8 protein-coding genes are annotated in these 14,476 nt (G+C 42.2%); 6 read left to right on the top strand and 2 right to left on the bottom strand.

Annotated elements, in window-relative coordinates; translation table 11 throughout:
• The first annotated feature begins 2 nt into the window (after positions 1-2).
• Both rnc and ACESQI_RS00745 read left to right on the top strand, forming a co-directional pair.
• A complete protein-coding gene (gene rnc / locus ACESQI_RS00750; RefSeq protein ID WP_373125349.1) occupies positions 3-914 on the top strand; it encodes a ribonuclease III in 912 nt (303 codons plus the stop codon).
• Positions 911-1,858: a glycosyltransferase family 10 domain-containing protein gene (locus tag ACESQI_RS00745; protein WP_195570554.1), complete on the top strand. Its 948-nt coding sequence runs from the start codon at positions 911-913 to the stop codon at positions 1,856-1,858. Before rnc ends, ACESQI_RS00745 begins: the two co-directional genes overlap by 4 nt.
• A gap of 5 nt (positions 1,859-1,863) precedes the next feature.
• Here ACESQI_RS00745 and ACESQI_RS00740 read toward each other — a convergent pair whose 3' ends face one another.
• Positions 1,864-2,877, bottom strand: coding sequence for an ATP-dependent 6-phosphofructokinase (locus ACESQI_RS00740; RefSeq protein WP_002558668.1), 1,014 nt, complete (start codon positions 2,875-2,877; stop codon positions 1,864-1,866).
• 136 nt (positions 2,878-3,013) lie between these two features.
• Here ACESQI_RS00740 and ACESQI_RS00735 point away from each other — a divergent pair, with 136 nt between their 5' ends.
• On the top strand, positions 3,014-4,525 hold the full coding sequence (locus ACESQI_RS00735) for a GH3 auxin-responsive promoter family protein (protein WP_002558667.1): 1,512 nt from the start codon (positions 3,014-3,016) through the stop codon (positions 4,523-4,525).
• 243 nt (positions 4,526-4,768) lie between these two features.
• Here ACESQI_RS00735 and mnmA read toward each other — a convergent pair whose 3' ends face one another.
• Positions 4,769-5,836, bottom strand: a complete 1,068-nt coding sequence (gene mnmA, locus ACESQI_RS00730) for a tRNA 2-thiouridine(34) synthase MnmA (RefSeq protein ID WP_002558650.1) — start codon at positions 5,834-5,836, stop codon at positions 4,769-4,771.
• Positions 5,837-5,890: 54 nt separating this feature from the next.
• Here mnmA and ACESQI_RS00725 point away from each other — a divergent pair, with 54 nt between their 5' ends.
• The 3 genes from ACESQI_RS00725 (at position 5,891) to ACESQI_RS00715 (ending at position 14,476) form a co-directional block, all read left to right on the top strand.
• On the top strand, positions 5,891-8,938 hold the full coding sequence (locus ACESQI_RS00725) for a DEAD/DEAH box helicase (protein WP_373125348.1): 3,048 nt from the start codon (positions 5,891-5,893) through the stop codon (positions 8,936-8,938).
• Between the two features lie 154 nt (positions 8,939-9,092).
• A complete protein-coding gene (locus ACESQI_RS00720; RefSeq protein ID WP_373125347.1) occupies positions 9,093-13,409 on the top strand; it encodes a pectinesterase family protein in 4,317 nt (1,438 codons plus the stop codon).
• Between the two features lie 251 nt (positions 13,410-13,660).
• A complete protein-coding gene (locus tag ACESQI_RS00715; protein WP_373125346.1) occupies positions 13,661-14,476 on the top strand; it encodes a Cof-type HAD-IIB family hydrolase in 816 nt (271 codons plus the stop codon).

Raw genomic sequence — 14,476 nt, 5'->3', positions numbered from 1 at the left:
CCGTGCTACGAAATCAAATAGACAAGATAAGACTGCTGTTCTGTAAGGACAGAGAGTCTTATCTTTGTTTTTATAGAATACTTGGATTCTATCCTCGCAACATCCATCTCTACGAACAAGCTCTTCTACACAAATCAACCTCTCTCCGTTCAGAAAAAGGACGGCCTTTAAATAATGAACGCCTGGAATTCTTGGGCGATGCTATTCTTGACGCCATTGTAGGAGATATCGTATATAAACACTTCGAGGGAAAAAGGGAAGGTTTCCTGACCAACACCCGTTCAAAAATCGTTCAACGCGAAACGCTGAACAAACTGGCCGTACAAATTGGCCTTGACAAACTCATAAAATACTCCACTCGCTCTTCGTCTCACAACAGTTATATGTATGGCAATGCCTTTGAAGCTTTTATCGGGGCCATCTATCTTGATCAGGGATACGAACGTTGTAAGTTATTTCTTGAAGAGAAAATAATACATCCGTATATTGATCTGGACAAACTGTCACGCAAAGAAGTAAACTTCAAATCTAAACTGATTGAATGGAGCCAAAAAAATAAGATGGAAGTCTCCTTTGAACTTATAGAACAATTTTTCGACAAAGAGAGCAATCCTGTATTCCAGACAGAAGTACGTATTGAGGGTATACCTGCCGGAACCGGAACCGGTTATTCTAAAAAAGAGTCCCAACAAAATGCTGCACAAATGGCGCTAAAAAAAATAAAGACGCCTGAACTCATGGCAAGTATAGAAGAAGCCAAAATACAAGCAATAACAGTTGTAACAGAGGCAGAAGAGAAGACGAAAGAAGAAATAGCAGAAATACCAGAACAAGAACCAGAAGTAATTACAGTAACAGAAAGTATAACGCAGAAAGAGCTCACCGAAGAGCATGAATTATCCGAAACAATATGAAAACTATAAAAGTAAAATTCGTTGATTTCTGGGAAAACTTTGATCCCCAACACAACTTCATAGCAAATATAATTTCTAAGAAATATCGGATTGAGCTTAGTGATACTCCTGATTATCTGTTCTTTTCAGTCTTTGGATATGAAAATATAGATTATCACAATTGTACTAAAATATTCTACTCCGGTGAAAACATCACGCCAGATTTCAATATCTGCGACTATGCCATTGGCTTTAACTTCCTATCATTCGGTGACAGATATATACGTATACCTTTTTACACAGCATATGGTGTACAGCAATTAGCAGCTCCCAAAGTGATAGTTCCCGAAGTGGTTCTTAACCGTAAATTCTGTAGTTTCGTAGTTTCTAATGCCAAAGGAGCTCCCGAAAGAGAACGTTTTTTCCAACTATTGTCAGAATACAAACAAGTGGATTCGGGAGGCCGCTATAAAAATAATGTAGGAGGTCCGGTTCCCGATAAAACTGCTTTTATCAAGGATTACAAATTCAATATTGCATTTGAAAATAGCATGTGTGACGGTTATACCACTGAAAAAATCATGGAGCCGATGCTTGTTAACTCCGTACCTATCTACTGGGGTAATAAACTTATTGACCGAGATTTCAACCCGGCTTCTTTCATCAATGTCTCCAGCTATTCTTCTTTGGAAGAAGCAGTAGAGCACATTGTCCGACTGGATCAGAATGATGATGAGTACCTTTCTTTATTATCTGCTCCCTGGTTTAATGAAGAGAATTACCTGAACTGGGAAGAGCAATTGATAGTTTTCTTCGATAATATCTTCGAAAAGCCTCTATCCGAAAGCAGATATATTCCAACTCACGGGTATATCCAAACTTATCAATACAGATTGCACCGCATGATGAGAGATAAATTATTTCGCAAACGGATCAATCCGCTGAAATGGTTTTCTTCGAAGTGAATATTTTATCCGAAACAGATTCCCATATGCCGTCCCTGAATCACCAGATCATGATCTTCTGTGACCAGCTTTAATTTCCCGGCTACCTCTTCCAAAGGAATAGATGAAATTTCATCACCTTTTAAGGATATCATACGTCCGAACTGTCCGTTGGCTATCAACTCTGTAGCATGTCCCCCCATACGTGTTGATAAATTACGATCGAAAGGAGTAGGCGAACCACCACGTTGGATATATCCTAAAACAGTTTCACGCGTTTCGATACCCGTTTCATATTCTATTTCCTGCGCAATATACTCCGCAGCACGTTTACGTCCATCAGTCTGGATGCCCTCTGCAACCACAACAATAGAGTAAGGCTTTCCTTTCTTCAGACGATTCAGGATCACCTCACCAATATTCTTTATGTTATAAGGAATTTCGGGTAAAAGAATAACATCACCACCACCAGCCATCCCGGAGTACAGGGCAATCCAGCCGGCCTTATGTCCCATTACCTCAATTACCATCACACGTTTGTGTGAACTGGCTGTAGAATGCAGACGGTCAATAGCATCTGTAGCGATGCTTACTGCAGAATCAAAACCAAAGGAAATATCCGTTCCCCAGATATCATTATCAATAGTTTTGGGCACAGAAACGATATTCAACCCCATAGCGGCAAATTTGGCAGCAGTTTTTTGTGTACCATTACCTCCGATACAAACCACACAATCAAGCCCCATCTCTTTTATATTCTGCTCAATCAAAGCCGGTTTATTAACATTCTCGGCTACTACCCCTCCCTTTTTGAATGGTTTCTCACGGGAAGTTCCCAAAATGGTACCTCCCATATTCAGTAAACCTGAAAGGGATTTATCGGTTATTAGTTCCACATCCTTAGTCAGAAGACCCTGAAAACCACTGTGAATACCGACGACTTCCATACCATAGTAGTTTATGGCAGTTTTACACACGCCACGAATCGTAGCATTAATGCCGGGACAATCGCCCCCCGAAGTTAAAATACCAATTCTCATCGCCGTTTTTTGTTCTAAAGTTCGGAACTAATCTCCCGTCTTTTAACTTTTAACTATTATTTCCGTCGTAAAGATAGAAAAAAAAGATAAATAAGGTTACATTTGTAGGCTTAAACATTACCCATTTAAAAGAGAAATGAATATCACAAAGATTATAAAGCAGGCGTTCAATTCCCGTTTAAAAGAAATAGACCTCTATGCCAGTCAGGCTGGCGAAATACAGCACCGTGTCATGACACGTCTCGTAACCCAGGCCGCTAACACTGAATGGGGAAAGAAGTATGATTATAAATCTATCCGAAATTACGAAGACTTCAAAAGCCGCATACCTGTACAGACCTACGAAGAGATAAAACCCTACGTAGAACGTCTTCGCGCAGGAGAACAGAATCTGCTCTGGCCTTCGGAAATTCGTTGGTTTGCCAAGTCTTCGGGAACCACCAACGACAAGAGTAAATTTCTTCCCGTAAGCAAAGAGGCCCTTCAAGACATTCACTACCGCGGAGGAAAAGATGCAGCCGCCCTCTACTTCCGGATAAATCCGGATAGCCGTTTCTTTTCAGGCAAAGGATTAATTCTCGGTGGAAGCCATAGTCCCAATCTAAACTCCAACCACAGCCTTGTAGGCGATTTATCTGCCATCCTCATACAAAATGTAAGCCCTCTCATCAACCTGATACGTGTTCCCAGCAAGAAAATAGCTCTGATGAGTGAATGGGAAAGCAAAATAGAGGCGATTGCCAACAGTACAATTCCCGTCAATGTGACTAATCTCTCCGGAGTACCGTCATGGATGCTGGTATTGATTAAAAACATCCTTCAAAAGACAGGGAAACAATCATTGGAAGAAGTATGGCCCAATCTGGAAGTGTTCTTCCATGGCGGCGTAGCTTTCAACCCTTATCGTGAGCAATACAAGCAGGTCATCCAATCTCCGAAAATGCATTACGTAGAGACTTATAACGCCTCTGAGGGATATTTCGGGACACAAAATGACCTCTCCGATCCCGCCATGCTATTGATGATTGATTACGGAATATTCTATGAATTCATGCCTCTCGAAGAGGTTGGCAAAGAATTTCCACGTACCTGTTGCCTGGAAGAAGTAGAACTGAACAAGAATTATGCAATGATAATCTCCACTTCCTGCGGATTATGGAGATACATGATCGGTGACACAGTAAAATTCACCAGTAAGAATCCTTATAAATTCATTATTACCGGACGGACCAAACATTTCATCAATGCCTTTGGAGAAGAGTTAATAGTAGACAATGCAGAAAAGGGATTGATAAAGGCCTGTGCAATGACAGGAGCACAAGTAAGTGATTATTCCGCAGCACCGGTATTCATGGACGAGCACGCCAAGTGCCGCCACCAATGGCTGATAGAATTTGCAAAAATGCCCGATTCCATCGAGAATTTTGCTGCTATACTGGATACTACTCTCAAAGAGGTGAACTCTGATTACGAAGCAAAACGCTGGAAGGACATTGCTTTGCAACCACTGGAAGTAATTGTAGCCCGCAAAGGATTATTCCATGATTGGTTGGCTAAAAAAGGCAAATTAGGTGGACAGCATAAAATCCCCCGGCTAAGCAATACGAGGGAATATATAGAAGAAATGCTGGAACTGAATAAAGCATAACACATAGAATTGCGTGCATCCGGGATGTACGCAATTTTTGTATACGGCAAGCAATTCTTTTCCCGGTAAAGAGCAATGTCCGAGATGTACATGTGGTACAGCACGAGATGCACATGTCGTACTGTACCACATGTGCATGTCAGACAGTACGACATGCACATCTCGTCCATCATTCTGTTACGGCATTCTATAAGTTCAATACATACTTATCTTACAAAAGCCTTAGAAAGGTAACTGCCTCATCTATTTGGAGTCTACGATAATTCCCCCACCTAACAATAAGCCATCTTTATAGAAAGCAGCAGCCTGACCAGGCGCAATGGCTGTAAGAGGCTCATACAAATGTATATACAGGAGTCCTTTCTCTGTGATTTGCACTTTACAATGATTCTCTTGTTTCCGATAGCGAATCTTCACTATAATATCTTCCGGCCCAATCAAGCGGGATTCATCCACCATATTCCAATCTTTCAACCACATCTCCGTTTTTGCGAGACCTTGCAATGAAGATAACACCACTGTATTCTCCACCGGATGTATCTCTTTTACAAATACGGCACGATTCAAATCAATCCCTAAGCCACGACGTTGCCCGATCGTATAAAACGGATATCCTTCGTGCCAAGCAATAAAATTGCCCTTTTCATCGATAAACTTTCCTTTTTCAACCTTTATAGGAGCAGAGTTATGACCCAGATATTGCTTTAAAAAGCTTCGATAATCCATCGGACAAAAACAAACTCCCAGACTGTCTTTCTTGGTCGCTGCCTTTTCAAAACCCCGTGCTGCAGCCAGGGCACGGGCTCCAGGCTTTGTCATCTCTCCCATCGGGAGTAACATGCGTTGTAATATTTCCTGTTTCAACCCCCACAAGAAGAATGACTGGTCTTTATCGGAATCAATAGCGGGAACGATATAATATTTTTCTCCCAAGAGCATCTTTCGCACATAATGTCCGGTAGCAATATAAAAAATCCCCATTTCATCGGCTAACTTTGCTAATAAAGGCCATTTTAAATAATTGTTGCAAAGCGTACAGGGTACCGGGGTATGCCCTGACAGATACTCATCAATGAAATAAGTAATAATCTGTTCACGAAAAACTTCACGGGCATCATAAGTTATATGCTCAATACCTAAACGTTCTGCCAACATACGGGCATCTTCCAGATATTCAACCGAGTCATTCAGTTCATAAAAGCGAAAAGTCACCCCAGTCACTTCATAGCCGGCTTCCTGTAGCAATATAGCGGCTACCGAACTATCGGTTCCACCGCTCATTCCCAACAACACACGTTTCTTTTGATCCATCATGCCGCAAAATTAAACAAAATCCCGTATCTTTACCCTTTCAAACTAAACAGAATGAGAGAATCGTCGTCACATAACCTATTCATCATTGTCCTTTCAGAACATCCGACATTAGGTATGCTCCTCCTCCCATACATTGCCGAAAGTTCTCCTGAAAGAGAGGAACTCTGTTTAGTAGAACAAGCTTTCCACCTGTCTCCCAAGACTGTGGCACAAATGAGTAAAACGGAACAGAAGGCCATAGAAATAGCTTCGCACTATACAGAGAAATACCTGATGACTGTCTACTCGAAGGATAAAACTATTCCCAAATTTCTGCGCCGACTGACCGAAGAACCGGAAAAGTTGAGAAATGTCCGCCTTTTCATCGAGAAGAAGTTACAGGAGATGATGGAATTGATACGCACCTGTAACCTACCCTTGTATCAAAAACAAAGCCGTAGCAAACTACTCTATCCACATCATGCATATCATGTGAACCAAAAGGATGTAGAAGTTCACTTTTCATTTGAGGTCAACAACCAGTCCTTCAACTATCAGTTGCAATGTTACAGTGAAGGTAAAGCAATACCTCTCACCGAATTAAAACCAGTCACCACGCTCACTTCCAATCCGGCTATATTATTATTAGGTATGGAAGTCTATATATTTCAACACATTGAGAGTTCACGCCTTCTACCTTTCACAAAAAAAACACACATTAGCGTAGATGCCTCGCTTACAGAGAAGTACATCGACAACATTCTCATTCCTGTAGCCCGTTATCATAATATCGATGTACAAGGATTAGATGTTAAAAAAGAAAAGAGAATATGCGAATGCTTGCTATATATAGAAGATACCATCTATCATACACCACTCTTACGATTAAACTTCCGCTATGGAGATCAGGTATTCAGTCCGCAACCTACTGACGGAATAAAGAGATTCATTTTTCGGGAAACACAGGAAGGGAGAAGCGTCATACGTTATTTCAGGAGAACTCCGGATATTGAAAAGGAAGCAATATTCCTGTTACAGAATGCAGGACTGGAAGCAATCAGCGATTCACACTTCAAACTATCCGAAAATGCACCGGAAAAAAGCATCAACGAATGGGTAGCTCATCACCGTACCATGTTACAGGAATCATTCGTACTGACAAGTGGTATTCAGGACAAGCCATATAGTCTGGATGAAATCCGTATTGAGCAAAGTTTTGATGATGGTCCGGATTGGTTTGAACTTCACATCACAGCTGTCATCGATGAGCTACGTATCCCTTTCAGTCGCTTTCGCAAGCACATTCTTGAAGACAGGCATGAATATACACTCCCCGACGGACGTATCATTTTACTTCCGGAAGAGTGGTTCAGTAAGTATGCCAATCTGATGGAGTTAGGCATGACGCGTGGTAAAACAATCTATGTCAAACACCCCTATATAGGGGTTGTCCATTCTATTCTGGAAAGTGATACCCGCAAAGAATTCCTCCCTCTCCAACCTCAACAGGAATATCCGATCCCCAGAGGGCTGAAAGCCCAGTTACGCCCCTATCAATATAAAGGATATACATGGATGATGCATCTCTACGAGCAAGGATTCGGAGGATGCCTTGCAGACGATATGGGATTGGGGAAAACACTCCAGACACTCACCTTATTGCAACAAATATATCATACTGACAGCAAAAAGAGTAATCCGGCAGAAGGTGACGAATATGTTAATCTACCACAAGACAGTGTAATCGGAGCCAAACAAGAGTGTAATTTTATATTAAAAAAGGCTTCACATACTTCCGATGAAATGGGGCAATTTAATCTTTTCGATGATTTGACAGTGGAAAATACGCTTCCAGGTTGTGTAATTCCGGTAAGTGGAAGCAAGGTCACCAGAAAGCCAGGAACATTAATCGTCGTACCCACCTCCCTATTACACAATTGGAAACGTGAAGCTGCCCGTTTCACCAATCTGTCCTTGGCAGAATTCAACAGTAGCAGTTATTTTAAAACAGGACATCCGGAACAATTTTTCGACCGCTTCCAACTGATATTCATATCATATGGTACTATGCGAAATAAAATAGATATTCTTCGCCAGTATAACTTTGAATACATCGTACTGGACGAAAGCCAGAATATAAAAAACAGCGACTCACTGACTTTCCGATGTGCCATTCAACTACGCAGCCATCACCGGCTGGTACTGACCGGCACACCTATCGAAAACTCACTAAAAGATCTATGGGCACAGTTTCATTTCCTTCAGCCGGAGCTCTTAGGAAATGAAAATGCATTTACCAAACAATTCATCAACCCCATTAAACAAGGAGACAATCGTATGGAATTACGCCTGCGCCAACTTATCAGTCCATTTATCCTGCGCAGAAGTAAAAATGAAGTTGCCCCCGAGTTACCACCACTCACAGAAGAAATCATCTACTGTGACATGACCGAAAAGCAAAACGAAATTTACCAACAGGAGAAAAACAGCCTGCGCAATACATTGTTACAGTTTAATAAAAAGCAGCGCCTGCAACTCACCGTACTCAATGGTATCTCCCGGCTACGTCAATTGTCATGTCATCCCAGAATGATATTCCCCGACTCTAAAACAGAATCGGGCAAAATGGAACAGATTATCGATACCTATGAAACTCTTTACAGCGAAGGACATAAGGTGTTGATATTCTCATCCTTCGTAAAGCATCTGGAACTGATTGCTGAAGAATTCCGTAAACGTGGCTGGCAATATGCCCTCCTCACCGGTTCGTCCACCAATCGTCCGGAAGAAATAACCCGCTTCTCTCAGACAGAGGAGATACGTGCTTTTCTCATCTCTCTCAAAGCCGGAGGAGTGGGACTCAATCTTACACAGGCGGACTATGTGTTTATCGTTGATCCCTGGTGGAATCCCGCTGCCGAAGCACAAGCCATTGCCCGTGCACATAGAATCGGGCAAAACAAGCAGGTCATTGCTTACCGTTTTATTACCAAAGACAGCATTGAAGAGAAAATCATCCGGTTGCAGGAAGACAAACGTAAACTTGCCGAGACGTTTATCACCGACAGTGGGGCGATGCCTGTACTGACAGATCAGGAGTGGATCGGGCTTCTGGAATGAACCAAACTTGTATTTTTTAACCTGACAGATAGACAAACTGTTCTATCTTGTGTAATATCTGACTTAATCGAAAAACAGGTAACCGCCTTATTTACAGTTTGTACTATATTCGTCCCTCAGAAATATAGTATTAACTTTAATCCATTCTTGTATTATGAGAAATGTATATTACACCATTCTTGTATTCGTATGCCTTATAAGCAGTTTATCTGCAAAGGCTTCAACGAGGGCAGAAGGAGATTCCGGTTTTAAAGACATCAAGCTGAATTTGATGAACGGTAATTTCCTATCCGACGAAGAAATCAACAACAAAACTCAGGTAACATTCGGTATCGCCATTGCCGAAGACGGCACCCCAACCCGTGTGGCAGCAGACGACGCAACTGCCAATATCATACTGAACAACTACAAATACCATAGCAACGAACATGGTTTCAATCCGGGTACAGCCACCGTAAAAGTGCAAGGCCCGGTGAAAATATCTATCGGTGCTTGTGCTTACGGAAATAATGTTACAGTTAAGAACGAAGCAGGCGATGTAATTACTACCATCGCTATCAACTCTTTAGGAAGTTGCTACCACAACAATGGCAACCCTTGTGTAGAAGGATATTATACAGGCAAGGAAGCAACGACCCTCTCAATCAGTGGTGGCGGATACATCCCGTATATTGGCATCGAAGCCATCAGCGAAGCCCCGAAAGAATCAACTATCAAATATGCATTAGGAGAATATACCGATGCCGGTACAGTACCAGCCTCCGATAAAGTGCTTACAGGTAATAAGTATACATTACCTCTCAACCGTACTCTATACGTAGAGAGTAAAACACTTACTGCATGGACAGACGGAACGAACAACTATACGCCAGGAGAAGAAATTACAGTAATTGAGGATCTGTCTCTGACACCTGTATTTACAGATAACACAGTATCATTGGATGATCGTAATGAAGAAGTTATTATTACCTGGGATTTCCAGCAGAAAAATGGTGCTCCCAAAATAGCATACGAAGGAATAACAGGTTTCTACGTTTCACAAGCCGTTGTAAATGGGAATACGATTGATGTAAAAACAGACTTCAACACTAAACCCGGTAAGATCAATAATGGAAGCTGGACAGACTGGGCACAAATGAATGAAGGTACTACTTTCACTTTCCCGGCAGCCAAAAACTGTATCATTACTACCGAAGCTTATAATCCGCTTTCCACAACAACTATTGCCGGTTCAACAGACTATACCAGTGGCAAAATAGTGACTTATACTTATGGTGGAACTGACCCAACAATTGATATCGTTATTGGTAAAGATGGTACTTATTTCCGCTATTTTACCATCGTATATCCGAAAGCTGAATCCAATATTCAGGAACGCCCTGTTATTGCTACAGATTTCACTGACTGGGAAGCCGTTTCTTCTAATTCCGGTGATGTAAGCGTAGAAAAAACAACTACTTTCAGTAACGAAGCAGTAACTTTCACATTCAATGGTGTTACCGTTTCGCCACAAGGACAGAATGTAGAAAAATTCGGTGACCTGACAGGCTATGCAATGGCCGAAAAGAATCTGCCCGGAATAATCACGACATCCGCATTAAGCAATATCACTAAAGTACGTTATTTCCACGGAGCTACCGGTGGTAAACGTGGATACAAACTGGAAAAGAAAAGTACGACTGATACCGATTGGGTAGTACTCTCCGACGCTTTTGCCGATCCAGCGAAAGGAGTATGGGTAGAATGTGCCATAAATGAGGAAAACGTACAACTCCGCTGGACCAACCTCGCTCCTACTCAGAATGCGTATATGTTCGAACTGGAGATTTACTCAAATGTTGAAATTACTGCCAAACAAGTAACATTAGCAACGAAAGTCTCTCCCGAAGAAGCCGGAAGTGTATCCGTTTCTCCCTCCAGCAGCCAGTATGACGAAGGTACGGAAGTAACACTAACAGCCAAAAAGAACTTCGGCTACAAATTTGTGAAATGGACAGATGCAACAGGAAACACTCTTTCCGCAGAAGCATCCTACAAGCAAACATTAAACGAAGATATGATCATTACGGCCGTATTTGAACCGGTAGCTACTTATTCACTTACAACCAGTACAGAAGGTGGAGCAAACAATTACATGGTAACAGCCACTCCTGATGCCACCGTTGTAAATGGTAAGAACATGTATGAAGAAGGTACTCTGGTCACTCTTACTGCTACAGAAAACCGCATTCTTACATTCCTGAACTGGAAAAGCGGAGAGATGGGTTACGAACTTCCTGTAAGAATGGATAGCGATAAAGAATTCGTAGCAGTATATAGTGCTGCCGATTATATTGTAGGATGGGATTTTGTTCGGAAAGGAAATAACAGTCGTCCGGCAGACTTCGCTTCTACAGGTGAGAATGAAGCTACAACGCTCATTCTACGCAAAGAAGACGGGACAACCCAGGCATGGCTCGACAAATCAAAAGAATCAGGGAACTATGAAGGTGAATCTGCTGCTGTAAACTGGAAGAACATCTCTGAGAAATATTACTATGAAACCCGTATAAATGCTTCTGAATTTATTGATATTAAGGTAACTTCCAGAATGTTATACAACTATAATGCATATTCTGTACAGAAGTTAGAATACTCTTTGGACGGAACTAACTATACAGAAGTAGCCCGCATTACTCTACCGGGGGCTAAGGCATGGACACCATTGGAAGCCACACTTCCCGAATCATGTAATAATGCCGAATCATTGTATCTCCGTTGGATTCCCGATTATAGCTCTGAGATTGTAGGTACCGCATCAGAAAATGATGGTACTGCAATCGGTTCTATCTATATCACCGGAGTACAAAAAGGAGTTGATCCGGGAAGAGCACCCCTATTACTCTCTTCTCTCCCCGCAAACAATGCTGAGGAGGTTTCTGCTACAGGACGTATCGTATTGACATTTGACGCTAAGGTAAAAATAGCAGAAGGAACAGTAGTTACTTTAGGAAACAAAACATTGGTACCATCTGTGGCAGGCAAAACAATTACATTCCCATACATGGGCTTAGACTACAATACAACTTACACCTTCACATTACCGGGCAATAGCGTATCCGACTTTTATGGTAATAAGATAAAGGAGAATATCACACTCAAATTCACAACGATAGCACCTCCGGTAGTAACTCCGGGTATGTACGATGCTATCGCCAGCAATGCGGAAGAACTGCTCGAAGCACTGGCTAAAGGGAATGAAGCCTCCACATCAGGAGAGCGTTTCCGCATCTTCCTGCACGATGGAATTTACGATTTAGGAGAACTTTGCCTGACAGACGTGAAATCTAACATTTCACTGATCGGTGAAAGTATGGAAAATACAATTATCGTAAATAAAGCACCGGTAGAAGGTATCTCCGTGTCAGCTACTCTACGCCCCACAGGAGAAAATATCTATATGCAGGACCTCACTCTGAAAAACGATTATGATTATCAGGGAAGCACCGGACGTGCTGTCTGCCTGCAAGACAAAGGAAACAAAAACGTATATAAAAACATACGTATGTTGAGTTATCAGGATACATACTACTCAAACAACAATCGCATGCGTTCGTATTTTGAAGACAGTGAAATTCATGGTACGGTAGACTTTATCTGCGGTGGTGGTGACGTTTTCTTCAATCGTACACTGCTTTATCTGGAAGACCGTTCAGGCAACTGTATCACGGCTCCGGCAGGTGATACCGAATGGGGATACGTATTCAATGATTGTACGATTGACGGATACGATGCAAACAAAGGTTCTTATGCCTTAGGACGTCCCTGGCAAGGTGCTCCGATGAGTGTATGGATTAACACAACCATGAAGGTTCTTCCGAAAGCAGAAGGATGGAGTGATATGAGTGAAACGATTATCCCGAAACTATTTGCTGAATACAATAGCCATACCGAAAGCGGAATGGCCGTTGATTGCAGTGCCCGTAAAACTAAATACACAGGAGGAACCATACCTTACAGTCCGGTACTGACTCAGGAAGAGGCATCCCGCTTTACCCTCGAGAATGTATTGAGTGGCAGTGACTCTTGGCAACCGGCTTTATTAACCGAACAGGCAGCAGCTCCGGTACTGACGGTCAATGGTACTACTCTCTCCTGGAATGCCAGCGATTATGTATTCTGCTATGCTATCTGCAAAAACGGAAAAGTGATCGACTTTACGAATGAGACCAGCTATACCATTCCGGCAGATGCAACCGATAATGATGTATTTACTGTACGCGCCGCCAATCAAATGGGTGGATTGGGACAACCTTCCAATAACAGTAATGCTACTGGTATCGAACAGAGTACTGTAGCTAAAGAGATAGTAGAACGTCAGTACTTCAACGTGAACGGTATCCGCCTTAACAAGGCTGAAAAGGGACTAAACATCCTCCGTACCATCTATAGCGACGGTTCAATAGAAACAGTGAAAGAATTTGTAAAATAGTGGTGCTTGCCGCACCGGAAGGTGCGGCAAACGATGGTTAATTGAAACGTGGATTAACACAAATGAACGCAGAGTAAAAGACTGTAGTTTTTTATCATACATTTGTTTTCCTTTGCGATAATCTGCGTTCATCTGCGTTTCAATAAAAATTTAAACTCTGTGGAACTCTGTGTTACTCTGTGGTGAATTTTGCTCCTTTCTAATCAGAAAACATTATCTTTGCATTCTCAAATCAAACACTGAGCATAAAGATGGACTATAAAATCCTCGTACTCGACCTTGACGGTACACTAACCAATACCCGGAAAGAAATAACGCCCAGCAACCGGGAAGCATTGATACAGACACAACAACAAGGCACACGACTGGTATTGGCTTCGGGCAGACCGACTTATGGTATTGCGCCATTAGCCGATGAACTACAAATGAGTCAGTTCGACGGTTATATACTCTCCTACAACGGCGGAGAAATCATTGACTGGAAAAGCAAAGAGATACTCTACGCCAATGTACTACCGAATGCTGTCATCCCTCAGCTATACGAATGTGCCAAAAGAAATAAACTTGCCATCCTGACCTATGACAAAGAATGTATTGTGACCGAAAACCCGGAAGACGAATATGTAAAGAAAGAAGCCTTTCTTAACAGAATGGAAGTACGGAAAAGTACAAACTTCCTGACCGATATCCATCTTCCTGTTCCTAAATGCCTGATCGTAGGCGACCCGGACAAACTCATAGCCGTCGAGTCCGAGCTTTCCATCCGGTTACAAGGCCAGATCAGTGCCTACCGTTCCGAACCCTATTTTTTAGAACTTGTTCCGTTAGGTATCGACAAAGCACAATCACTCACCGTATTGTTAGAAAAGCTCGATATGAAACGGGAAGAAATGGTGGCTGTGGGCGATGGTTATAATGACCTTAGCATGATTAAGTTTGCCGGGCTTGGAGTAGCAATGGCCAATGCTCAGGAACCGGTAAAGAAAGCAGCAGACTACATCACTCTCTCCAACGACGAAGACGGCGTAGCTGCTGTCGTAGAAAGATACTTTTCAGCAGCAAAATAA

Origin of the sequence: Bacteroides sp. HPS0048 (genome assembly GCF_964240755.1) — a bacterium.
Taxonomy (GTDB): Bacteria; Bacteroidota; Bacteroidia; order Bacteroidales; family Bacteroidaceae; genus Bacteroides; species Bacteroides nordii.
The sequence above is the reverse complement of the archived record's forward strand: the minus strand, read 5'-3'. Positions and strand labels throughout refer to the sequence as shown.

Bases quoted from the DNA above. Each gene is read 5' to 3' on its own strand.
- ACESQI_RS00745 (WP_195570554.1), top strand. From the start codon at position 911: ATGAAAACTATAAAAGTAAAATTCGTTGATTTCTGGGAAAACTTTGAT.
- ACESQI_RS00740 (WP_002558668.1), bottom strand. From the start codon at position 2,877: ATGAGAATTGGTATTTTAACTTCGGGGGGCGATTGTCCCGGCATTAAT.
- ACESQI_RS00735 (WP_002558667.1), top strand. From the start codon at position 3,014: ATGAATATCACAAAGATTATAAAGCAGGCGTTCAATTCCCGTTTAAAA.
- mnmA (WP_002558650.1), bottom strand. From the start codon at position 5,836: ATGGATCAAAAGAAACGTGTGTTGTTGGGAATGAGCGGTGGAACCGAT.
- ACESQI_RS00725 (WP_373125348.1), top strand. From the start codon at position 5,891: ATGAGAGAATCGTCGTCACATAACCTATTCATCATTGTCCTTTCAGAA.
- ACESQI_RS00720 (WP_373125347.1), top strand. From the start codon at position 9,093: ATGAGAAATGTATATTACACCATTCTTGTATTCGTATGCCTTATAAGC.
- ACESQI_RS00715 (WP_373125346.1), top strand. From the start codon at position 13,661: ATGGACTATAAAATCCTCGTACTCGACCTTGACGGTACACTAACCAAT.